Origin of the sequence: Paracoccus sigandri (genome assembly GCF_003709565.1) — a bacterium.
GTDB lineage: Bacteria > Pseudomonadota > Alphaproteobacteria > Rhodobacterales > Rhodobacteraceae > Paracoccus > Paracoccus siganidrum.
Genome location: NZ_QNRC01000043.1, coordinates 1 through 22122, shown reverse-complemented (window position 1 = coordinate 22122; position 22122 = coordinate 1). Strand labels below are relative to the sequence as shown.

The 22122-nt window shown below is 65.7% G+C and carries 18 protein-coding genes and 2 pseudogenes; 4 read left to right on the top strand and 16 right to left on the bottom strand.

Annotated elements, in window-relative coordinates:
* Positions 1 to 150: 150 nt before the first annotated feature.
* From C9E82_RS21760 to xdhA, 7 genes and pseudogenes are all read right to left on the bottom strand, one after another.
* On the bottom strand, positions 151 to 720 hold the full coding sequence (locus tag C9E82_RS21760) for an IS5 family transposase (RefSeq protein WP_240643612.1): 570 nt from the start codon (positions 718 to 720) through the stop codon (positions 151 to 153).
* Between the two features lie 17 nt (positions 721 to 737).
* A pseudogene (locus C9E82_RS25150) lies at positions 738 to 875 on the bottom strand (transposase); the annotation flags it as partial.
* Between the two features lie 96 nt (positions 876 to 971).
* Entirely contained in the window at positions 972 to 1889 is a 918-nt protein-coding gene (locus C9E82_RS21755) for a calcium-binding protein (RefSeq protein ID WP_119899544.1), read from the bottom strand.
* Between the two features lie 859 nt (positions 1890 to 2748).
* Complete coding sequence (guaD, locus tag C9E82_RS21750) at positions 2749 to 4032, bottom strand: guanine deaminase (RefSeq protein ID WP_119899546.1); 1284 nt, start codon at positions 4030 to 4032, stop codon at positions 2749 to 2751.
* Complete coding sequence (gene xdhC / locus C9E82_RS21745; protein ID WP_119899548.1) at positions 4020 to 4760, bottom strand: xanthine dehydrogenase accessory protein XdhC; 741 nt, start codon at positions 4758 to 4760, stop codon at positions 4020 to 4022. The genes guaD and xdhC overlap by 13 nt, the downstream gene beginning before the upstream one ends.
* Positions 4757 to 7075 carry a xanthine dehydrogenase molybdopterin binding subunit gene (xdhB, locus tag C9E82_RS21740; protein ID WP_119899551.1) on the bottom strand — a complete coding sequence of 773 codons (2319 nt, stop codon included), beginning with the start codon at positions 7073 to 7075 and terminating at the stop codon, positions 4757 to 4759. The genes xdhC and xdhB overlap by 4 nt, the downstream gene beginning before the upstream one ends.
* A 2-nt stretch (positions 7076 to 7077) precedes the next feature.
* The gene (gene xdhA / locus C9E82_RS21735; RefSeq protein WP_119899553.1) at positions 7078 to 8529 is read right to left on the bottom strand and encodes a xanthine dehydrogenase small subunit; all 1452 of its coding nucleotides are present in this window, start codon (positions 8527 to 8529) and stop codon (positions 7078 to 7080) included.
* A gap of 112 nt (positions 8530 to 8641) precedes the next feature.
* Between xdhA and C9E82_RS21730 the strand changes: the two genes are divergently transcribed.
* Entirely contained in the window at positions 8642 to 9535 is an 894-nt protein-coding gene (locus tag C9E82_RS21730) for a LysR family transcriptional regulator (protein ID WP_119899556.1), read from the top strand.
* A gap of 80 nt (positions 9536 to 9615) precedes the next feature.
* Here the strand turns inward: C9E82_RS21730 and C9E82_RS21725 are convergent, their stop codons facing one another.
* The 7 genes from C9E82_RS21725 to bhcA form a co-directional block, all read right to left on the bottom strand.
* On the bottom strand, positions 9616 to 10878 hold the full coding sequence (locus C9E82_RS21725) for a urate hydroxylase PuuD (RefSeq protein WP_420849842.1): 1263 nt from the start codon (positions 10876 to 10878) through the stop codon (positions 9616 to 9618).
* A gap of 3 nt (positions 10879 to 10881) precedes the next feature.
* Complete coding sequence (gene uraH, locus C9E82_RS21720; protein WP_119899558.1) at positions 10882 to 11235, bottom strand: hydroxyisourate hydrolase; 354 nt, start codon at positions 11233 to 11235, stop codon at positions 10882 to 10884.
* Positions 11236 to 11436: 201 nt separating this feature from the next.
* Positions 11437 to 12927 carry a nucleobase:cation symporter-2 family protein gene (locus C9E82_RS21715; protein WP_119899560.1) on the bottom strand — a complete coding sequence of 497 codons (1491 nt, stop codon included), beginning with the start codon at positions 12925 to 12927 and terminating at the stop codon, positions 11437 to 11439.
* Between the two features lie 35 nt (positions 12928 to 12962).
* Positions 12963 to 13925, bottom strand: coding sequence for an iminosuccinate reductase BhcD (gene bhcD / locus C9E82_RS21710; RefSeq protein ID WP_119899562.1), 963 nt, complete (start codon positions 13923 to 13925; stop codon positions 12963 to 12965).
* Positions 13925 to 15088: a 3-hydroxy-D-aspartate aldolase BhcC gene (gene bhcC / locus C9E82_RS21705; protein ID WP_119899565.1), complete on the bottom strand. Its 1164-nt coding sequence runs from the start codon at positions 15086 to 15088 to the stop codon at positions 13925 to 13927. Before bhcC ends, bhcD begins: the two co-directional genes overlap by 1 nt.
* A 13-nt stretch (positions 15089 to 15101) precedes the next feature.
* Positions 15102 to 16064 carry a beta-hydroxyaspartate dehydratase BhcB gene (bhcB, locus tag C9E82_RS21700; protein ID WP_119899567.1) on the bottom strand — a complete coding sequence of 321 codons (963 nt, stop codon included), beginning with the start codon at positions 16062 to 16064 and terminating at the stop codon, positions 15102 to 15104.
* Positions 16064 to 17254 (bottom strand): L-aspartate--glyoxylate aminotransferase BhcA, encoded by a 1191-nt coding sequence (gene bhcA, locus C9E82_RS21695; protein WP_119899570.1) that lies wholly within the window; start codon positions 17252 to 17254, stop codon positions 16064 to 16066. Before bhcA ends, bhcB begins: the two co-directional genes overlap by 1 nt.
* Positions 17255 to 17440: 186 nt before the next feature.
* Between bhcA and bhcR the strand changes: the two genes are divergently transcribed.
* Positions 17441 to 18247: an HTH-type transcriptional regulator BhcR gene (gene bhcR / locus C9E82_RS21690; RefSeq protein WP_119899572.1), complete on the top strand. Its 807-nt coding sequence runs from the start codon at positions 17441 to 17443 to the stop codon at positions 18245 to 18247.
* Positions 18248 to 18334: 87 nt separating this feature from the next.
* Here the strand turns inward: bhcR and C9E82_RS21685 are convergent, their stop codons facing one another.
* On the bottom strand, positions 18335 to 18787 hold the full coding sequence (locus C9E82_RS21685) for an NADAR family protein (RefSeq protein ID WP_119899574.1): 453 nt from the start codon (positions 18785 to 18787) through the stop codon (positions 18335 to 18337).
* Positions 18788 to 18934: 147 nt separating this feature from the next.
* On the bottom strand, positions 18935 to 20236 hold the full coding sequence (locus tag C9E82_RS21680) for an NCS2 family permease (protein WP_119899576.1): 1302 nt from the start codon (positions 20234 to 20236) through the stop codon (positions 18935 to 18937).
* A gap of 221 nt (positions 20237 to 20457) precedes the next feature.
* On the opposite strand from C9E82_RS21680, the gene puuE reads away from it, so the two are divergent.
* Positions 20458 to 21864, top strand: a complete 1407-nt coding sequence (gene puuE / locus C9E82_RS21675; RefSeq protein ID WP_119899578.1) for an allantoinase PuuE — start codon at positions 20458 to 20460, stop codon at positions 21862 to 21864.
* Positions 21861 to 22122, top strand: a pseudogene (locus tag C9E82_RS21670) ((S)-ureidoglycine aminohydrolase); the annotation flags it as partial. The gene puuE and the pseudogene C9E82_RS21670, both read left to right, overlap by 4 nt.

The window sequence follows — 22122 nt, the reverse complement described above, 5'->3', positions numbered from 1 at the left end:
GATGATATGGCCGGAAATCCGATTCCATTGCCCGTCCGACAGCACAAGCCGATCCAACACTCCCATCGCAAACCTCCTGCAACAGAAACCTTGAATCATCTTTCCTCAGAATAGGGAATCCCAAGAGGCCACAGAACCTAGGGTCAGGGTTCATAACCAGTAAATGACGGTTGCGGCGAGGGCGATGGCTGAGAGGAATACCTTCGGACAGCGGTCATAGCGGGTTGCCACGCGCCTCCGGTCCTTGAGCCTTCCGCACATGATCTCGATACGATTTCGCCGCTTGTATCGGCGCTTGTCGTATCTGACGGGTGTCTTGCGTTGCTTTCGCCCGGGGATGCATGCGTGTATCCCTTTGTCCTGCAACGCTTCCCGGAACCAGTCGGCGTCATAGCCGCGATCCCCGAGCAGCCATTCGACCTTTGGCAGGCTGCCGAGCAGCGCCCGCGCACCGGTGTAGTCGCTGACCTGCCCAGCGGTGACGAACAGGTCGATCGGTCGCCCTTGGCTGTCGCAGATGGCGTGAAGCTTGGTGTTCATTCCGCCTTTGGTTCGACCGATCAGGCGACCACGCCCCCCTTTGTCGCGGCCATGCTGGTCGCGGTGCGCTGTGCTTTCAGATACGTCGCGTCGATCATGACGGTCTTTTTCTCGCCATGTCCGGCAGCGAGCCCGGCCATCATCCGCGCGAAGACGCCTTTCTCGCTCCAGCGCTTCCACCGGCTGTAGAGCGTCTTGTGTGGCCCATAGGCTTTCGGGGCGTCTCGCCAGCGCAACCCGTTGCGATTGATGAAGATAATTCCGCTCAACACCCGCCGGTCGTCGACCCTTGGCTTGCCGTGCGACTTCGGAAAGAACGGCTCCAGACGCGCCATCTGCACGTCGCTCAGCCAGAAAAGATCGCTCATGTCACCGCTCCGTTTGCGCAGCCGTGAATCACGCAACGCAACGAAAATCAATGCATCCTGACCCTAGAGGATGAAGCTATCCTCGGTCAGCAGGTTGAGATCGTTCAATATGATCGACATGTCGGCAATTGCGTCGCCATCCGCGTCGGCAAAGACAATCACGTCCGGGCCGCTGAGTTCAAATCTCAACTCGCCCGCAGTCCCCGAAAAATCGTCCTCCCCGATGAAATCGAAGCCCTGGTTTCCGCTCGCGTCCAGATCGGCATCGATCCGCGACAGATCAATGACATCGCTTGCGCTCAGGTCGGTGATGACATCCTCATGCCCCGGTCGGCTTTCCGCCAGGCGGTCTATTCGAATGACGTCGTGACCATGGCCCGAGGTGATCGTGTCGGATCCATAACCGCCGACAAGGGTATCGTTTCCGCCGCCTCCCGGCATCTCATCCCAGCCGTCCAGGATGTCATTTCCGCCCCTGCCGGATAGCAAGTCGTCTCCTGTGTTTCCCATCAGGCTGTTTTCACCTTCGCTGCCGACGATTATGTCGTCATATGCCGTTCCAAGGATATTCTCCACGCCCGAGACTTCATAATCATACATGATCCCCGTATGCATGGAGCGGATGGAAACATTCCCTTCGCCCAGGTTCACGAATGCTCCCCTGCCATCCACAGAGAAGCGGTCCACCCCGGCGCCTGCGTGGATGACATTTCCCGCGCCGACGCCGTGATTGTAGAACGTGTCGTTCCCCGCCCCGGTGGTGATCGTGTTCCCGCCGCCAAAGAAACTGACCGTGTGCCGCGCATCGCCCCCTTGGACGGTATCGTTTCCGTCATAGAATTGCAGGGTCACATATTCGGCGGAGACCCCTGATACGTCTACGAAATCTCGTCCATACTGCGTGTTGATGATATATCGGTCGTCATCTCCCCACACCACGAGGTGATCGCCGCCTTCACTTCCGGTTATTCTGGTCGTCATGACCTGGCCTCCTCGATGCGTCGATGGACATAGGGCCCAAGGTGAGGGAAGGGTCTCATCCCTCGGCGTCAACACCAACCCCGCAGGGTTCCGGTCGGCAAAAACCCGACAATCTTGATGTGTATTATCGGCATTTTGTTGCCAGCCCGCGCGACATGAACGGGTTGAGGCCGAGGTCGAGGCGCATAGCGAGCACGGGTCAGGCGACCGCTAGACCAGCGGCGTTTCCATGGCTCGATGCGCCGATCACCCGGTTCACCCATTGCGATCATCTGTCGAAGCGGACTGATCCGGTTTATGTCGCGATGCGTGACTAGTGCAGCCTGGCGGAGGCGGCCATGAGGCTGAAGCTGACGGTTCCCGAGGTGATCGAACGAATCCGGGATGGCCGTTTGCCTCGCATCGGCAAGTACTTGCAATGATCCGGATTTGCCTCGGTGCTGGTCAATGTCGGACGTGAGGGTGAGGCGATTTCCTTAGACATCTTCGCCGGTTCACAAGGGTTGCGCTCTGCCGAACTGACGACGTTCGTCCGGCGCATGGGCTTGCCCTTCCGCCAGATACGGGGCCGCGTGGCGGCGATCAGTTGCAACTAACTGCCACCGGCCGGCAGGCGGTTCACAAGCGCTTCATCAGTTTTCGCACCTTGGGTATCAGGGCGCGGCTGGACTGGGACACTCTCCGACAGCGCCTTGAAGCACGGGGGATTGTCCCGGCCGGGGTTCGTTCGCGCATCTACCATCGCCGGGACGTCGCCGATCTGCCGAGGCAAATCACGCCGCCGCGCATATTCCGCCTGACGGCCTTGCGCAGGCTATCGCTGTCGCTTGCGCAAGGTCATCCTTTCTTTGGCAGCCCCCTAGCCCGCCGTCTTCATGGCCTGTCCGGCCACATAGGTCTGCGCGATGCTGCGGTCGTCGCCCAGGATCTGCAGGATGAACAGCTCCTCGGCCAGGGTCTGGGCGCGTTCCATGCGCAGGGCCATGGCGGGCGTTGCGCGGGCGTCCAGCACCACCAGGTCGGCATCGCTGCCCGGCGCCAGCGTGCCGATGCGGTCGGCCATGCCGAGGGCCAGCGCATTGCCGCGCGTCGCCCAGTGGAAGGCCGACAGCGGATGCAGCTTCTGGTCGCGCAGCTGCAGGATCTTGTAGCCCTCGTTCAGCGTCTGCAGCATCGAATAGCTGGTGCCGCCGCCGACATCGGTGGCGATGCCGCTGACCACGCCCGCCGCGCGCAACCCGCCCTCGTCGAAGAGGCCCGAGCCCAGGAACAGGTTCGAGGTCGGGCAGAACACCGCCCGGCTGCCGGTCTCGGCCATCCGCGCGATCTCGCGCGGGCGCAGGTGGATCGAATGGCCCAGCAGCAGCCTGTCCGACAGCAGCCCGTAGGTTTCGTAGATGTCCAGGTAGTCGCGGGCCTGCGGATAGAGCGACAGGGTGAACTCGATTTCTTCCAGGTTCTCGGACAGGTGGGTCTGGACATGGCAGTCGGGATGTTCGCGCGCCAGCTGGCCGGCCATCTCCATCTGCTCGGGCGTCGAGGTGATCGCGAAGCGCGGCGTGACGGCATAGCGCTGGCGGCCGCGCCCGTGCCATTTCGCGATCAGCGCCTTGCTGTCGTCATAGCCCTGCTGCGGCGTGTCCAGGACCTCGGCCGGGGCGTTGCGGTCCATCATCACCTTGCCGGCGATCATCGCCATGTTGCGGGATTCGGCCGCCGCGAACAGCGCCTCGGCCGATTGCGGATGGACCGAGCAGAAGGCGACCGCGGTGGTGGTGCCATGGGCCGTCAAGAGGTCGAGGAAGGCCTCGGCCATGGCGGGGGCGTGGCCCTGGCGGGCGAAGCGGGCCTCTTCGGGGAAGGTATAGGTGTTCAGCCAGTCCAGAAGCTGCGCGCCCCAGCTGGCGATCACCTGGACCTGCGGGAAATGGATATGGGTGTCGATGAAGCCCGGCAGGATCAGGTTCGGGCGGTGGTCGGTCTCGGGCAGGCCGGGCTCGGCCAGTTTGGCGTAATCGTCCACCGCGACGATCAGCCCGTCCTGGACCAGGATCGCCCCGTCCTCCAGATAGCGGTGGTTGTCCTCGGTTTCGGTCGGGTCGGCGTAAAAGTCGAGGACACGGCCCCGGATCAGATGTCGCATGGGTATTTTTTCAACGAAGAAGTGGCGGTCAGCCGCGCGATCAGTTCGGCGGCGGTGAAGGCGGCGATGACGGCGGGGCGCTTGTCGCGGGAAAACCCCGCGCCGATGGGGCAGATCAGCGGCGCGGGGTCGAGGCCACGGGCCCGCGCGAAGCGGGAGAACTGCGCGCGTTTCGTGGCGCTTCCGATCATGCCCAGATAGGCCAGATCGGCCCGCTCCAACGCCTCGGCGGCCAGGAGGAAGTCCAGCGCGTGGTCATGGGTCAGGATGACCACGGCGCTGCCTGGCGCCGCGGCGCGGATCTCGGATTCGGGCAGGGCCGTCAGGCGGGTGGCGATGCCGGGGGCGGCCTGCGCCAGTTCCTCGGCGCGCTGGTCGAAGAGGGTGGCGTTGACCGGCAGCGGCTGGAGGGCCTGCGCGAGGGCGCGGCCGACATGGCCCGCCCCGAAGATCAGCACCTCGGGATGGGCCTGCGGTTCCGGGCCTTCGCGGTCGAGTTGCAGAACCACGCGGCCGCCGCAGCACTGGCCGATCTCGGGGCCGAGCGGGATGTCCATCTGCGCGCTGGCTTCACCGCGTTCCAGCATCTGCCGGGCCCGGTCGATGGCCATGTATTCCAGCTGGCCGCCGCCGATGGTGCCGGTGACGCTGCCCCGCGCCACGAACATCTCGGCGCCCGCCTCGCGCGGGGTGGAGCCGCGGGCGGATATGACCCGGACCCGGATCATGTCCTGAGCTTCTCGATCGCCATCAGCACGCGCTCGGGCGTGGCCGGCGCGTCCAGCCGGGCGGGTTGGCGATAGTCGGTGAAGGACGCCACCGCCATGTTGATCGCCTCGAAAACGCAGATGCCCAGCATGAAGGGCGGCTCGCCCACGGCCTTGGAGCGCTTGATGCTGCGTTCGCTGTTTTCCGACCAGTCGGCCAGCTTCACGTTGAAGATGCGCGGCTTGTCCGAGGCCAGCGGGATCTTGTAGGTCGAGGGCGCGTGAGTGCGCAGCCGGCCCTTGTCGTCCCACCACAGTTCCTCGCAGGTCAGCCAGCCGGTGCCCTGCACGAAGGCGCCCTCGACCTGGCCCTTGTCGATGGCCGGGTTCAGCGAGCGGCCCACGTCATGGATCACGTCGGCGCGGTCGATGACATATTCGCCGGTCAGCGTATCGACCGAGACCTCGGCCACAGCGGCGCCGTAAGCGTAGTAGTAGAAGGGCCGCCCCTGGCCGGTCGCGCGGTCCCAGTGGATCTTGGGCGTCTTGTAGAAGCCCGCCGCCGACAGGTGGATGCGCGCCATGTAGGCGGCGTGGATCACCTCGCCCCACGGGATGTCGCGGTCGCCCGCGCGGATATGGCCGGGGACGAATTTCACGTCCTCGCGCGGGGCCTGCCAGCGTTCGGCGACGAAATCGATCAGCCGCGCCTTGATCTGCTCGGCCGCGTCCAGCGCCGCCATGCCGTTCAGGTCGGTCCCCGAGGAGGCCGCCGTGGCCGAGGTATTGGGCACCTTCTCGGTCGTCGTCCGGGTGATCTTGATGCGCGAGATGTCGCATTGGAAGGCCTCGGCCACGACCTGGGCGACCTTGGTGTTCAGCCCCTGGCCCATCTCGGTGCCGCCATGGTTCAGCGCGATCGAGCCGTCGGAATAGACATGGATCAGCGCGCCGGCCTGGTTGAACCAGGTGGCGGTGAAGCTGATGCCGAACTTGACCGGGGTCAGCGCGATGCCCTTGCGGATCACGCCGCCCTCGCGCGCGGCCCGCGCGTTCCAGTCCAGCACTGCCTGGCGGCGGGCGTGATAGTCGCTGTCGGCCTCCAACTCCTGGAAGATGCGGGGCAGGATCTGGTCGGTGACCTCCTGGTGATAGGGGGTCAGCTGGCCGTTCCTGTAGAGGTTCAGCTTGCGGATCTCCAGCGGGTCGCGGCCAAGCGCATAGGCGATTTCCTCGACAATGCGTTCGGCCACGATCACCCCCTGCGGGCCGCCGAAGCCGCGGAAGGCGGTGTTGCTGACCGTGTTGGTCTTCATCGGGTGGCTGCTGACCCGGACATCGGGGTAGTAATAGGCGTTGTCGCAGTGAAACAGCGCCCGGTCGGTCACCGGCCCCGACAGGTCGGCCGAAAAGCCGCAGCGCGCATACCAGTCGCCCGAGACCGCGAGGATGCGGCCGTCATCGTCGAAGCCGACCTCGTAATCGACGACGAAATCGTGGCGCTTGCCGGTGGCGGTCATGTCGTCGTCGCGGTCGGGGCGGATCTTCACCGCGCGGTTCCATTTCTTCGCGGCGATGGCGGCGACGCAGGCGAACAGGTTCATCTGCGTTTCCTTGCCGCCGAAGCCGCCGCCCATGCGGCGCACGTTCACGACGACCGAATGGCTGGGCACCTGCAGCGCATGGGCGACCATGTGCTGCACCTCGGACGGGTGCTGGGTCGAGACGTTGATGATCACGTCCTCGTCCTCGCCCGGCACGGCCATGGCGATCTGGCCCTCCAGGTAGAAATGGTCCTGGCCGCCGATGGCGAAGCGGCCCTTGATCCGGCGCGGGCTGGTGGCCAGCCCCCGGTCGGCATCGCCCCGGCGCAGGGTCAGCGGCTCGGTCACATAGCCCATGTCGGCATCGCGCGCGGCGATGGGGTCCAGCGCATGCGGGAGCGCCTCGTATTCGATCTTCGCCAGGTGGGCGGCGCGGCGGGCCTGGTCGCGGGTCTCGGCGATCACGGCGAAGACCGGCTGGCCCCAGAACAGCACCTGGCCGTCGGCGAAGATCGGATCGTCATGCTTGCCATTGGGCGAGACGTCGTTTTCCCCCGGAATGTCGGCGGCGGTCAGCACGTCGACCACCCCCGGCGCGGCGCGCACGGCGTCCAGGTCCATCGACAGGATCCGGCCATGGGCGCATTGCGACAGGCCCAGATAGGCGTGCAACAGGCCATGCGGCTCGGCCAGGTCGTCGGTATATTCGGCGCGGCCCTGGACCTGCTTGATCGCGGAATCGTGGATCGTGTCGGTATGGGCAAGGCCGCGAATGGTGGTTTCGTCTTTCATCGTCATTCTCCCACCGCATGTTTCAGGCGCACGGGCAGGCCCGGCTCGGATTGTTCCAGCCAGAAGCGGCGGAACAGGTTCGAGGCCACGGCCCGGCGATAGTCGGCGCTGGCGCGCCAGTCGGACAGGGGCTGGAAGTCATCCGCGACGGCCTTCGCGGCGGCCTCGAAGGCGGCGGCGGCGAAGGGCTGGCCGGCCAGCGCGGCCTCGGCGCCCGCGGCGCGTTTCGGCGTGCCCGCCATGCCCCCGAAGGCCACGCGCGCATCCGTGATGATACCATTTTCAACCGTCACGCAAAAGCCGGCGGCCACGGCGGTGATGTCGCTGTCGCGGCGCTTGCTGACCTTGTAGGCGGCGACGCGGGCATCGGACCGGATCGGGATGATCACCGTTTCCACGAACTCGCCGGGCGCGCGGTCCTGCTTGCCGTATTCGATGAAGAAATCCTGAAGCGCCACCTCGCGGCGCGCCGCGCCCTTGCGCAGCACGATCCGCGCCCCCAGCGCGATCAGCAAGGGCGGCGTGTCGCCGATGGGCGAGCCGTTGGCGATATTGGCGCCGATCGTGCCCATATTGCGCACCTGCCAGCCGCCGATCCGCAGGATATAGTCATAGGCCTGCGGCAGATGCTGGCGGATGACCGGCCCGGCCTCGGAATAGGTCACGCCGGCGCCAAGGCGGATCTCGCCCTCCGCGACGCTGATCTCTTTCATCAGATGGCCGATGAACACCGCCGGAGAGATGTCGCGCAGGAATTTCGTCACCCACAGCCCGACATCGGTGGAACCCGCCACGATGGTCGCCTTCGGGTTTTCCTCCAGCACGGCGGCCAGATCGTCCACATCGGCGGGGATGATGGCGCGTTCGCCGCCCCGGCTCAGCTCGACCCGCTCGCCCTGCATCGCGCGCAGCCGCGCGGCGACCGCCTCGCGCTCGACGGCCAGCGCGTCCATCGCCTGCCCGCCTTCGCGGCCCGCCGCCAGGGCGGCCTTGATGATCGGCTCGTAGCCGGTGCAGCGGCACAGGTTGCCCTGCAGCGCGGTCTCGATCTCGGTCACGCCGGCCTGCGGATTGCTCATCCACAGGCCATAAAGCGACATCACGATGCCCGGCGTGCAGAAGCCGCACTGGCTGCCGTGATGTTCCACCATCGCCTTCTGGACCGGGTGCAGCCCGCCATCGGGGCCCTTCAGATGCTCGACGGTGACGATGTGGCAGCCGTGGCAGGACGCCAGGAAGCGGATGCAGGCATTGATCGGCTCGTAGATCAGCCCCTGGTCGGTCAGCTGCCCCAGAAGCACCGTGCAGGCGCCGCAATCGCCCTCGGCGCAGCCCTCCTTGGTGCCGGTCAGGCGGCGGTCGATGCGCAGATGGTCCAGAAGCGTGTCGGAGGTACCGACATCGCTCAGCCGGATCTCGCGGTCGTTCAGCAGAAAACGCAGGCAGGGTGTCATGGCATTCCTCGTGGCTTTGAACCCGTCCCTCAGCCTAGGCCGGAAAAAACCGTTGCGAAATCGGTCCCGACACGGAAGACTTTACATGAATCATTGAAAGCGGCCCAGCACCATGTCCTATCTCGAAAGCCTTCGCGTCTTTGTCCGTGTGGTCGAACTGGGCTCGATCACCGCCGGAGGCAGGGATCTGCGCCTTTCCCCGGCAGTTGCCTCGAATCGTATCAAGGATCTTGAAAATCGCTTCGGCGTGCGGCTGCTGAACCGCACCACCCGCAAGCTGACCGCGACCGAGATCGGCCGCGCCTTCTATGACCATGCCCGCCGCGTCATCGACACGCTGGACGAGGCCGAGGCGATGGTCAGCAGCTTTTCCGGCAAGCCGCAGGGGGTGATTCGGCTGACCGCGCCCTTGGGGCTGGGGCGCAGGCTGATCGCGCCGCTGATCCCGCCCTTCTGCAGCGACAATCCCGGCGTCGACATCCGGCTGCGCCTGTCGGACCGCAACGTCAACATCGTCGAGGACGCCATCGACCTGGCCTTCTTCCTGGGGGAACCGGCCGATTCGGCGCTGAAATGGCGCAAGATCGCGGATTGCCCGCGGATGCTGGTCGCCTCGCCCGACTATCTGGCCCGCCACGGCACGCCGGCCCGGCCCGAGGACCTGGCCGATCACAACTGCCTGCTGCTGCGCTATCCGCGCAGCCCGGAATATTTCTGGGTGCTGCAGACCGAGGACGGGCCGCGCAAGATGATGGTGGGCGGGCGTTTCGACACCGATGACGGCGACGTGCTGACCAGCTGGGCGCTGGCGGGCGAAGGCATCGCCAACCGCCCCCGCTACGAGGTGATCCAGGACCTCAGGGACGGCCGCCTGGTCGAGATCCTGCCCGCCACGCCCCCCCTGCCCGCGCAGTTCGGCTGCCTGACCCCGCATCGCCGCCTGCAGGACCCCAAGGTCCGCATGTTCGCCGATTTCGCCGTGCGAGAACTGAAGCGGGTCTTCTGACGCGGGGCCGCGAACGAAAAAGGCCCCGGCAGATGATCTGCAAGGGGCCGTCGGATCGGAGGAGGACGGGTCGCGGGCGGCTAGAGCCCCGCCAGCGACAGCCCGCCGACCTGCCGGAACCAGCGGATCACCTGCTGGCGCTCTTCCTGTTCCATCCATGTGATGTTCGCGGGCGGCATGGCATCGGTCAGGCCCGACTGCACATAGATCTCGCGCGCGAGGCGGGCGATGTCGCCGCGGGTTTCCAGGAACACCCCCTTGGGCGCGTGATGGATGCCCTCGAAGACCGGCTCGCGCGCGTGGCACATCGAGCAGCGGCCGACAATGATGTCGGCCACCCGGTCGAAGCCCTCGGCCTCGGCGAATTTCGTCTCGATGGGGGTCAGGGCGCGGGCCTCGGCCTCTTCATAGCTTTCCTGGTTCAGCCCCAGCGCGCTGAGCCACATGATCGCGACGAACAGCACCGAGGTCACCGCCCAGGTCCACCAGCGATAGCCCTGCCGCGCGTGCATGGTGTTGAAGAAATGCCGGATGGTCACGCCCATCAGGAAGATCAGCGCCGCGATCAGCCAGTTGTATTCGCTGGCGAAGGCCAGCGGATAGTGGTTCGACAGCATCAGGAAGATGACCGGCAGCGTCAGATAGTTATTATGCGTCGACCGCAGCTTGGCGATCTTGCCGTATTTCGGGTCCGGCGCGCGGCCGGCCTTCAGGTCCGCCACCACGATGCGCTGGTTCGGCATGATGACCAGGAACACGTTGGCGGTCATGATCGTCGCGGTGAAGGCGCCCAGGTGCAGCAGCGCGGCGCGGCCGGTGAAGACCTGGTTGTAGCCCCAGCCCATGACGACCAGCGCCACGAACAGCAAGAGCATCAGCACGGTCGGCGTCTCGCCCAGCTTCGACTTGCACAGCGTGTCGTAGATCAGCCAGCCGATCGCCAGCGACCCGCCCGAGATCAGGATCGCCTGCCAGGTGGACAGCTCGATCTTGGCCGGGTCGATCAGGTAGAGGTTCGCGCCCGCCCAGTAGGTGACCATCAGAAGCGCCGCGCCCGACAGCCAGGTGGCATAGCTTTCCCATTTGAACCAGGTCAGGTGCTCGGGCATCCGCTCGGGCGCGACCAGGTATTTCTGGATATGGTAGAAGCCGCCGCCATGGACCTGCCATTCCTCGCCATGGGCGCCCTTGGGCAGGCCGGGCGCCTTGACCAGGCCTAGGTCCAGCGCGACGAAATAGAAGGACGATCCGATCCAGGCGATGGCGGTGATGACATGCAGCCAGCGGATCGCGAAGGCCGCCCATTCCCAGATGATGATGTGATCGGGGATCAGGTGCATCATGGCTCAGCTCCCCCGATAGGTGGAAAACCCGAAGGGCGAGACCAGCAACGGCACATGGTAATGGTCCTGCTGCGACATGCCGAAGCGGATCGGGATCACGTCCAGGAAACGCGGGTTTTCGGGTTCGATCCCGGTCGCGTCCATCCAGTCGCCCGCATGGAATTCCAGCTCGTAGGTGCCGGTCGCGAAGTCCGTCTCCGGCAGGATCTGCCGGTCGGTGCGCCCGTCATGGTTGGTGCGCATCCGCGCAAGCTCGGTCCGCTGCCCGTTCTCCAGACGGAACAGCACCACCTGCATTCCCTCGGCCGGGCGGCCTCGGGCGGTGTCCAGCACATGGGTGGTCAGGTAACCTGGCATCGTGGCCTCCCCTCATTATCGCCGTTTTCTTGATAACCCATCCTCGCGCACAGGCGAGAGGGCCCGAAGACAAGGCAGTCTATAGATTCCGTAAAAAATCATTCCACGCCACCAAAATGGGACAAGACCCTCCGGGCATCAGCACGGAGGGCCTTGGCAGAAAGGCGCAAGGGCGGCCAAGCGGCCGCCCTTTCCCTTGGATCAATGGTCGGCAAGCTTGCCTGCCGCGCGCAGCTCTTCCTCGTCCTGGTGCGGCGCGCCGTTGTAGAAGTAGTTCAGCAGCACCGCCGAGATCGCCGCCAGCAGGATGCCGGAATGGATCAGCGGGTGGATCCCATGCGGCATCCATTGCAGGAAGTTCGGCGCCACCAGCGGGATCATCGCCATGCCGATCGAGATCGCGACGATGAACAGGTTGTGCCGGTTGGTGGCGAAATCCACCCGCGACAGGATCCTGACCCCGGTCGCCGCGACCATGCCGAACATCACCAGCCCGGCGCCGCCCAGAACCGTCGTCGGCAGCGATTCGACCAGCGCGCCCATCTTCGGGGTCAGCCCCAGCACGATCATGATCAACCCGCCCGCCACGCAGACGAAGCGCGAGCGCACGCCGGTCACGCCGACCAGCCCGACATTCTGCGAGAAGGACGTATAGGGGAAGGTGTTGAAGAACCCGCCCAGCATCGTGCCCAGGCCATCGGCGCGCAGCCCCGCCGCCAGCGACTTCTGGTTGATCGGCTTCTGGCACATGTCCGACAGCGCCAGGAACATGCCGGTCGATTCGATCATCACCACGATCATCACCAGCACCATGGTCAGGATCATGATCGGGTCGAAGATCGGGAAACCGAAATGCAGCGGCTTGATGATCGCGAACCAGCTGGCCTCGCCGACATGGTGGAAATCCATCATGCCGAACAGCCCGGCCGTGATGCCGCCGACGGCGATGCCGACCAGCACGGCGATATTGGCCAGAAAGCCCTTGGCGAAGCGCGACACCATCAGGATCGTGCCGAGGACCAGCACCGCGATCATGATGTTCTGCCCCGAGGCATAGAGCGGGTTCGGCACCGTCGGCGCCAGCTGCACCCCCTCGGGCACGCCGCCCGCCGCGACCGCGTCGTTCAGCCAGGCCTGCAGCTCGGGATCGACCAGCTTCGGCGCGGTCGGCCCGACCTGCAGCCCGAAGATCCAGTTGATGCCGATGGGCATCAGGCTGACGCCGATGGCCAGGATCACCGTTCCCGTCACCACCGGCGGGAAGAAGCGCAGCATCCGGCTGATGATCGGCGCGATGAAGATCGAGATGAACCCGGCGGCGATGATCGCGCCGAACAGCGCGCGCGCCCCTTCCTGCCCCGGCATCTGGGTGGCGATGGCCACCATTGGGCCGACGGCGGCGAAGGTCACGCCCATCATCACCGGCAGCTTGATCCCGAAATACTGGGTCATCCCCAGGCTCTGGATCAGCGTCGCAAGACCGCAGACGAACAGATCGGCCGAGATCAGGAACGCGACTTCGGAGGGCGAGAGCTGCAGCGCCCGCCCGACGATCAACGGCACCGCGATGGCGCCTGCATACATGACCAGCACATGCTGGAACCCTAGAGTGATGAGCTTGCCGGTCGGCAGGCGTTCATCCACAGGATGAACCCCCGCATTGCCGCCGGTGGCAATGCTTGCATCAGACATGGCGGACCTCCCTTTCCACTGATGTCAGATTTCTGTCAGATCTCGACGCGAACGGCCTTCCCTTGCTGTCGCGCCAGTTCGACGACGGCACCCGCGACTGCAAGATCCTGCAGCCCGACCCCGGTGCCGTCGAAGATGGTGATCTCCGCATCGCCACGTCCCTCGTGATCGCCGGTAATGACCCGGCCTAACGCGGTGACATCGCTGTCGGAAATGGTTTTCTGCGCCGCGGCGTGCTGGAATTCGCCGATGCTGAGCGATTGGGCAACCTCATCGGTGAAAAGCCGGGCACGGGCCACCAGCGCCGGGTCAAGCTCCTGCTTGCCCTTGGTGTCGGTGCCCATCGCGGCGATATGGGTCGGCCCCTTCACATGGCCGTCCATCAACAGGGGCGAGAAGGACGAGGTGATCGAGACGATCACGTCGGCCTCCGCGCCCAGCCGGTCCAGCTCGACCGCCTCGAAGGGCAGGCCCAGCTCGGCCGCGGTATCGGCCAGCCGGCCCAGCATCTCGGGATGCGGGTTCCAGCCGACGATCCGCTCGAAATTGCCGAAGCGGACGGCGGCGCGCATCTGGAAATGCGCCTGATGCCCGGCCCCGACCATGCCCAGCACCTTTGCCCCTTTCGGCGCCAGGTATTTGCTGGAAACCGCGCTTGCGGCGGCGGTGCGCAGGGCGGTCAGCAAGTTGCCGCCCACCGCCGCCGCGACGCGCCCGGTATCGGGGTCGAACAGGAACACCGTGGACTGATGGTTGATCAGCTCGTGCTTCTGGTTGTTCGGCCAGTATCCGCCCGCCTTCAGGCCAAGGGTCAGCCCGCTTGCATCAAACCCGCCCTTGAAGCCGTAAAGCGCGTCCTCGTGGCCGATGGCCTCGCGCACGACGGGGAAGTTCCAGGCATCCCCGCGCGCCATCGCGGCGAAGACCGCCTCGACCGCGTCGAAGGCGGCCTCGGGGGTCATCAGCCCGGCGATGTCCTTTTCAGCGACGACCCACATCAATAGGCCTTCCCGCGCGCCGAGACCGGCCAGAGCGTCTCGACCTTGCCGTTGCGCACGCCGACATACCAGTCATGGACGTTGCAGGTCGGGTCGCAATGGCCGGGCACCAGCCGCAGCTTCTCGTTGACCTTCAGGACGCCGTTCGGATCGTCCACGACGCCATGCTCGTCGCTGCACTTGATGTATTTCACGTCGTCGCGGCCATAGACGAAGGGCAGCCCGCTATCGACCGACTGCGCCTTCAGGCCCGCATCGACCACGGCCAGGTTCGGCTTGGCGTGGGACATGACGCTGGTCAGGATGAACAGCGCGTTTTCCCATTCGCCGGCGTCGATGCGCTTGCCCTCGGCGTCGTGGATGCGGCCGTAATCGGCATCCATGAAGGCATAGCTGCCGCATTGCAATTCGTTGTAGACCCCCGAATTGCTTTCGAAATAATAGCTGCCGGTGCCGCCGCCCGAGACCAGTTCCGGCTCCAGCCCCTCGGCCTTCAACGCCTCGACCGCATCCGTCACCTGCGCGATCGCCGCGTCCAGCTTGGCCTTGCGGTCCTCATAGCTGTCCATGTGCTGCATCGCGCCCTGATAGGCCTGGATGCCGGTGAATTTCAGCCCCGGCGCCGCGTCGATGGCACGCGCGATCTCGACCACCTCGGGCGTCGTCTTCACGCCGCAGCGGCCGGCGCCGCAGTCGATTTCCACGAAACACTCGATGGTCGTGCCGTGCTTCTGGGCCGCCGCCGACAGGTCGGCCACGTTCGCCACGTCATCGACGCAGACGATGATCCGGCTGCCCAGCTTCGGCAGGCGGGCCAGGCGGTCGATCTTCAGCGGGTCGCGCACCTGGTTCGACACCAGCACGTCCTTGATGCCGCCGCGCACGAAGACCTCGGCCTCGCTGACCTTCTGGCAGCAGACGCCGACGGCGCCGCCCAGGCTTTCCTGCAGCTTCAGCACGTCCACGGACTTGTGCATCTTGCCATGGGCGCGGTGGCGCATTCCATGCGCCTTGGCATAGTCGCCCATCTTCTTGATGTTGCGCTCCAGCGCGTCCAGATCGAGGATCAGACAGGGCGTCTGGATGTCCTTCTCGTCCATCCCCGGCAGGGCGGGAACGTCATAGCCGACTTCGAGACCTTCGAAGGTGGTGGGTGCGTTCATGGTCCTCTCCTCCTCAATTCCAGGGCAGCTTGTCGAGATCGACATTGCCGCCGGTGACGATGATGCCGACGCGCTGGCCGGCAAAGGCTTCGGGATTCTTCAGGATCGTGGCCAGCGGCACGGCGCTGGAGGGCTCCATCACGATCCGCAGGTGCTTCCAGATCAGCTTCATCGCGTCGACGATCTCCTGATCCGACGCGGTATAGATCTCGTGGACATGGTTCTTGACGAAATGCCAGGTCAGGTCCTTCAGCGGCACCAGAAGCCCGTCGGCGACGGTCTTCGGCGCATCGTCGGCGATGATATGGCCGGCCTTGAAGCTGCGATAGGCGTCGTCGGCCTGCTCGGGCTCGGCCGCGATCACCTTCACCTCGGGCGCCAGCGTCGAGAGCGTCAGGCAGGTGCCCGAGATCATCCCGCCGCCGCCGATGGGGGCCACCACGGCATCGAGCCCGTCCACCTGCTCGACGAATTCCTTCGAGCAGGTCCCCTGGCCCGCGATCACGCGGGGATCGTTGTAGGGATGGACGAAATCGCCGCCCGTCTCGGCCTGGACCTTGGCGAAGGTCTCCTCGCGCGAGCTGGTCGAGGGCTCGCATTCTGTGATCCTGCCGCCATAGCGGCGCACCGTGTCCTTCTTGGCCTGCGGCGCGGTGCGCGGCATGACCACGTTGCAGGGAATGCCGCGCAGCATGGCCGCATAGGACAGGCAGGACGCATGGTTGCCCGAGCTGTGCGTGGCAACCCCCTTGGCCGCCTGCGCCTCGTCCAGCCCGAAGACCGCATTGGTGGCGCCGCGGACCTTGAAGGCCCCCGGCTCCTGGAAATTCTCGCATTTGAAGAACAGCTGCGCGCCGGCAAGCTCGTTCAGATAGTCCGACGTGCGGACCGGCGTGCGCCGGATATGCGGCTTGATGCGCTCATGCGCGGCCAGCATGTCCTCGTAGGTCGGGATATACATGTCGCTGTCCTTCATCACGCGGCCTTTTGCTGCGCCCCGGCGGCGCTGGCGCGGTAATGTTCCTGCGCGGCGGCAACGCCCGAGCCCAGCTGGACCGGCAGGCCCAGGTCGGCCATGACCATTTCCGCCGTGGCGATCCCCGACAGCGCCATGACGTCGGTCAGGCTGCCCAGGTGGCCGATGCGGAACACCTTGCCCGCGACATCGCCCAGGCCGGTGCCGAAGGCCACGCCATAGGTGTTCAGCGCATGGCTGACGATCAGGTTGGCATCGAAGCCTTCCGGCACGCGGATGGCGCTGACGCTGTCGGAATACAGTTCCGGCCGCAGGGCGCACAGCTTCAGTCCCCAGGCCGCGACCGCCTTGCGCACGCCCTCGGCGATGCGGTGGTGGCGGGCGAAGACGTTCTCCAGCCCCTCTTCCAGCAGCATGTCGCAGGCGACGTTCAGCCCGTTCAGCAGCCCGACCGGCGGGGTATAGGGGAAGCCGTTGACGGCATAGCCCTTGGCCATGTCGCGGATGTCGAAGAAGGTGCGCGGCAGCTTCGCGCCCTCGACCGCCGCCATCGCCCTGGGCGAGAAGCCGACGATCGCCAGGCCCGGCGGCAGCATGAAGCCCTTCTGGCTGCCCGTGACGGCGATGTCGACGCCCCATTCGTCCATGCGGAAGTCATAGCAGCCGATCGAGCTGACCCCGTCGACGAACAGCAGCGCCGGGTGGCCGGCCGCGTCCAACGCGCGGCGGACGGCAGCGATGTCGCTGCGCACGCCGGTCGCGGTCTCGTTATGCGTGGCCAGGACGACCTTGATCTCGTGGCCCTTGTCGGCGGTCAGGATCTCCTCGAAGCGGTCGGCGGGGACGCCCTCGCCCCATTCCTGCATGACGACCTGCACGTCCAGCCCGTGGCGCTGGCACATGTCGATCCAGCGATGGCTGAACATGCCATTGCGGGCGGCCAGCACCTTGTCGCCCGGCGACAGCGTGTTGGTGATCGCGGTTTCCCAGCCGCCGGTGCCGGTCGAGGGGAAGACGAAGACCTCGGCCTCGGTGGATTTCAGCACCTTCTTCACGCCTGCCAGCGCGGGGTGAAGGATCTTGCCGAACAGCGGGCTGCGATGGTCGATCGTGGGCATGTCCACGGCCTTGCGCAGGACCTCGGGGATGTTGGTCGGGCCGGGAATGAAAACGGGATTCTGGCTGGTCATCGGAACTCCTCCTGCGAGTTATCGACAACATACCCCGTGGGGCGCAATGTCACAATTTTTTTGGAAAAATTTTTTGACAGACGGAAATATAGTGGATTATACCGTCTTTCCAGAGACTTGCGATTTTTCACTTGTCGCGGGCGATTTTCATCATCAAGACAAGGCTAAGTTAAGCGGAGATTGAAAATGACCGAGCCGACCCGCCGCCGCGGCCGTCCGCGCAGTGCCCCCGAGGCCTCAGGCACCATCCAGGCGCTGGACCGGGCGCTGGACATCCTGGACCTTCTGGCCGCCCATCCCGGCCTGACGCTGAGCGAGGTGGCCGAGAAGATGGAGCAGTCGCCCTCGACCGTGCATCGGGTGCTGCATACGCTGGCCGCGCGGGGCGTGGCGGAAAGCGATCCGGCGACCCAGACCTGGCATATCGGGCCGGCGACCTTCCGGCTGGGCTCGGCCTTCATGCGGCGCTCGGGCATTGTCGAGCGCGCCCGGCCGGTGCTGCGCGCGCTGATGGAACATACCGGGGAAACCGCGAATCTGGGCATCCTGAACGGCGATTCCGTGCTGTTCGTCAGCCAGGCCGAGACGCATGAGACGATCCGCGCCTTCTTCCCGCCCGGCACCCGCTCGCCGCTGCATGCCTCGGGGATCGGCAAGGCGCTGCTGGCCTTCGGCCGCCCCGAGACCGCGCGCGCCCTGCTGGCCGGCGCCGGGCTGCAACGCTTCACCGACAAGACGCTGATCACCGTCGAGGCCCTGGCCGAGGACATGGCCCGGATCCGCACCCGCGGCTTTTCCTTCGACGACGAGGAACGCACCCGCGGGATGCGCTGCATCGCCGCCCCGGTCTTCGATCTGTCGGGCGAGGCGGTGGCCGGCATCTCGGTCAGCGGCCCGACGCACCGCATCGGGCAGGAGCATGTGAAGACCTTGGGGGCGACCGTGGCCGCGGCGGCAAGCGAGCTGTCGCAGGCGCTGGGGGCGGAACGGTAGGGATGGCGGTTGCGGTGGCGGTCATCACGCCCCAGGATCACCCGTCATCACCCGTCATCACCCGTCATCACCCGTCATCACCCGTCATCACCCGTCGGCCCGAAGTTCGCCGCGCACGCGCATCAGGATCTGACCAAGCCTGTTTTGACCCGATCCGTCCGGGCCGCAGCCCCAATAGGCATCCATCGGGGCATTTTCGACGATCAGCCTGTCGCCGGTTGACAGCAGAAGCTGCGCCAGGCGCACATGCGTCCGGAACTTCGTCTTCACCGCGCGATACATGATGCCATCCTTGACGCTTTCCCAATCCGCCCGCAGCGGCAGCGAGCGTGTCATCCCCAGCGCCTTGGCGTCCTTGGGCCGATGCGCGCGCCGGATACGCTCGCGGTATCGGGAATCCTCGAACTTCTGCGCCTGGAAGTAGTGTTCCACGGTGGGCCACCATGCGTCGTCCAGAGCGACGCCGTAGGGTGCGAAGTTCGAGAACTCCGAGAATGCGTCGGTCTGCGCGTAGAAAAAGACGGTATCAGTCGGGAACACCTTCGCCTCGCCGATCTGGTCAGGACCTGTCGGTCATATACCGCAATGACGGCGATGTCCCGAGGCCCCCCGCCTTGGTCGAAGATCCGCAACCGCCCCACCAGACCGCCCCCGCGCGCCCTTTCGGACGCGCGGGGGGCTTTTCTCTCAATGCCCGCCGAAGAAGGCGAACTTGATCACGAACAGGCCGGCGACGATCCAGGTCGCGGCATGGACCTCGCGCGCCTTGCCGGTCAGAAGCTTGATCAGCGCATAGCTGATGAAGCCGAAGGCCAGGCCGTTGGCGATCGAATAGGTGAAGGGCATGGCCAGCGCGGTCAGCGCGGCGGGCGCGGCCTCGGTCACGTCGTCCCAGCTGACCTCGGCCAGTTCGCGCATCATCAGCGTCGCGACATAGAGCAGCGCCGGCGCGGTCGCATAGGCCGGCACCGATCCCGCCAGCGGCGCGAAGAACATCGCCAGCAGGAACAGCCCCGCCACCACCAGCGCGGTCAGCCCGGTGCGCCCGCCCGCCTGCACGCCCGAGGCGCTTTCGACATAGGCGGTGGTCGACGAGGTCCCCAGAAGCGAGCCGGCGGTGATCGCGGTCGAATCGGCCATCAGCGCGCGGCCCAGGTTCTTGTTCTTGTGGGTCGGCCCCTCGGTCAGCAGCCCGGCGCGCTTGGCGACGCCGATCAGCGTGCCGGTGGCGTCGAAGACCTCGACCAGCACCAGCACCAGCACGACCTGGAAGATGCCGACGGTCAGCGCCCCCGCGACGTCAAGCTGCATGAAGGTCGGCGCGATCGAGGGCGGCATGGACATGACCCCGCCGAACTCGCTGACGCCCAGGAAGATCGCGGCGACGGTGACCACCAGGATGCCGATCAGGATCGCGCCGGTCACCTTCAGCGCGTCCAGCGCCACGATGATGAAGAAACCCAGGATGGTCAGCAGCGTGCCGGTCGCGGTCAGGTCGCCAAGCGTGACGAAGGTCGCCTCGCTGGCCACGATCAGCCCCGAGGACTTCATCGCGATGATCGCCAGGAACATCCCGATCCCGGCGGCGATGGCGCTGCGCATCGAGGCCGGAATCCCCGCGATCAGCCAGCGTCTGAGGCCGGTGACGGTCAGGAACAGGAAGATCAGGCCCGAAATGAACACCGCCCCCAGCGCCTGCTGCCAGGTGAAGCCCATCATGCCCACCACGGTGAAGGCGAAGAAGGCGTTCAGCCCCATGCCGGGCGCCATGGCGATGGGCCAGTTCGCCCACAACCCCATGATCGCCGATCCCAGCGCCGCGGCAAGGCAGGTCGCCACGAAGACCGCGTTGCGGTCCATGCCGGTCGTCGACAGGATGTCGGGGTTGACGAAAATGATATAGGCCATGGTCAGGAATGTGGTAATCCCTGCGATGACCTCGGTGCGGATACTGCTGCCATGCTCGGCAAGCTTGAAGTAGCTTTCCATCCATCCTCCTCCTTACGGCGCTCTGCCGCCATAAGAAAATTCTATCAACCAACAGCCATCGGCTATCAATCCGCGCAGCCGCGCGAGTCTTTCAACGATCGCTTGAAAGCCAACCTGCCATCTTCTCGGTTTTCTTGATACAGAATTTCGACTTGGCGGGCTTGCCCGAACGGCAACTGCGCGCTTCTCTGGCATGACTGCACCATATGGGAGATCCACCGATGCGCTACAGCCGCGATTTGCGAGGATATGGAGAAACCGCCCCCGATCCGCAATGGCCAGGCGGCGCCAGGATCGCGGTCCAGATCGTCGTCAACTACGAGGAAGGCGGCGAGAACAGCATCGAGCATGGCGACGCCGCCTCCGAGGCCTTCCTGTCCGAGATCATCGGCGCCCAACCCTGGCTGGGCAAGCGCCACTGGAACATGGAATCGATCTACGACTATGGCGCGCGGGCGGGGTTCTGGCGGCTCTACCGGCTGCTCAGCGACATCCCCGTCACCGTCTATGGCGTCGCCACCGCGCTGGAGCGCAGCCCCGAACAGGTCGCCGCCATGCAGGCCGCCGGGTGGGAGATCGCGACCCACGGGCTGAAATGGATCGACTACCGCGACATCCCCCGCGAGGTCGAGGCCGAGCATATCGCGCAGGCGATCGAGCTGCACCGCCGCATCACCGGCGAGCGGCCGCGCGGCTTCTATCAGGGCCGCTGCTCGATGAACACGGTCGAGCTGGGCTGCGAGGAAGGCGGCTTCGACTATCTGGCCGATACCATCGCCGACGACCTGCCCTATTGGCATGTCCACAAGGGTCGGCCGCAGTTGATGGTGCCCTATACGATGGATGCCAACGACATGCGCTTTTCCAGCGGCCAGGGCTTCGGCACCGGCCAGGAATTCCTGGATTACCTGCGCGACAGCTTCGACGTGCTCTATGCCGAGGGCGTGGCGGGCGCGCCGAAGATGATGTCGATCGGGCTGCATTGCCGCCTGGCGGGCCGTCCCGGCCGGGCCATCGCGGTGCAGAAATTCCTGGAACATGCCCGCGCCCATGAGGGGGTCTGGTTCGCCAGCCGGCTGGACATCGCCCGCCACTGGGCCGAGACCCATCCCTGGCGCGAGACCCTGCGCCCCTCGCAGATGGATCGCGAGGAATTCGTGCAGAAATTCGGCGGCATCTACGAACATTCGCCCTTCATCGCCGAGCGCGTCTGGGACGCCGAGATGGGCGCGGTCCATGATTCGGCCGCCGGGCTTGCCGCGCGGATGGCGCAGATCTTCCGCGCCGCCAGCGACCAGGAACGGCTGGGCGTGCTGACCGCACACCCCGATCTGGCCGGCAAGCTGGCCCAGGCCAGGCGCCTGACCGCCGACAGCACCGCCGAACAGGCCAGCGCCGGCCTGGACAGCCTGACCGACGAGGAACGCACCACCTTCACCCGCCTGAACGAGGCCTATGTCGCCCGCCACGGCTTTCCCTTCATCATCGCGGTGCGCGACCATGACAAGCCGGGCATCCTCGCCGCCATGCAGCGCCGCCTGGAAAACGACACCGCGACGGAACGCGGCGAGGCCGAACGGCAGGTCATGCGCATCGGCGAGCTTCGCCTGAAAGAGGTCCTGAAATGAACAGCCACTCCCCCAAGGGCACCCCCGCCGCGCCCGCCGACGAAGCCCGCTACGCGGGCCCCGCCACCGGCCTTCCGCCGCAGAGCGACCTGACCACCGACACGGCGGTCTTCACCGAGGCCTATGCGGTCATCCCGTCCAGCACCATGCGCGACATCGTCACCAGCCTCCTGCCCGGCTGGCAGGGGATGCGCATGTGGGTCCTGGCCCGGCCGCTCTCGGGCTTCGCCGAGACCTTCAGCCAGTATATCGTCGAGC

Excerpts from the sequence above, each read along its gene's own strand:
- C9E82_RS21755 (WP_119899544.1), bottom strand. The coding sequence starts at position 1,889 with ATGACGACCAGAATAACCGGAAGTGAAGGCGGCGATCACCTCGTGGTG.
- guaD (WP_119899546.1), bottom strand. The coding sequence starts at position 4,032 with ATGCGACATCTGATCCGGGGCCGTGTCCTCGACTTTTACGCCGACCCG.
- xdhC (WP_119899548.1), bottom strand. The coding sequence starts at position 4,760 with ATGATCCGGGTCCGGGTCATATCCGCCCGCGGCTCCACCCCGCGCGAG.
- xdhB (WP_119899551.1), bottom strand. The coding sequence starts at position 7,075 with ATGAAAGACGAAACCACCATTCGCGGCCTTGCCCATACCGACACGATC.
- xdhA (WP_119899553.1), bottom strand. The coding sequence starts at position 8,529 with ATGACACCCTGCCTGCGTTTTCTGCTGAACGACCGCGAGATCCGGCTG.
- C9E82_RS21730 (WP_119899556.1), top strand. The coding sequence starts at position 8,642 with ATGTCCTATCTCGAAAGCCTTCGCGTCTTTGTCCGTGTGGTCGAACTG.
- C9E82_RS21725 (WP_420849842.1), bottom strand. The coding sequence starts at position 10,878 with ATGATGCACCTGATCCCCGATCACATCATCATCTGGGAATGGGCGGCC.
- uraH (WP_119899558.1), bottom strand. The coding sequence starts at position 11,235 with ATGCCAGGTTACCTGACCACCCATGTGCTGGACACCGCCCGAGGCCGC.
- C9E82_RS21715 (WP_119899560.1), bottom strand. The coding sequence starts at position 12,927 with ATGTCTGATGCAAGCATTGCCACCGGCGGCAATGCGGGGGTTCATCCT.
- bhcD (WP_119899562.1), bottom strand. The coding sequence starts at position 13,925 with ATGTGGGTCGTCGCTGAAAAGGACATCGCCGGGCTGATGACCCCCGAG.
- bhcC (WP_119899565.1), bottom strand. The coding sequence starts at position 15,088 with ATGAACGCACCCACCACCTTCGAAGGTCTCGAAGTCGGCTATGACGTT.
- bhcB (WP_119899567.1), bottom strand. The coding sequence starts at position 16,064 with ATGAAGGACAGCGACATGTATATCCCGACCTACGAGGACATGCTGGCC.
- bhcA (WP_119899570.1), bottom strand. The coding sequence starts at position 17,254 with ATGACCAGCCAGAATCCCGTTTTCATTCCCGGCCCGACCAACATCCCC.
- bhcR (WP_119899572.1), top strand. The coding sequence starts at position 17,441 with ATGACCGAGCCGACCCGCCGCCGCGGCCGTCCGCGCAGTGCCCCCGAG.
- C9E82_RS21680 (WP_119899576.1), bottom strand. The coding sequence starts at position 20,236 with ATGGAAAGCTACTTCAAGCTTGCCGAGCATGGCAGCAGTATCCGCACC.
- puuE (WP_119899578.1), top strand. The coding sequence starts at position 20,458 with ATGCGCTACAGCCGCGATTTGCGAGGATATGGAGAAACCGCCCCCGAT.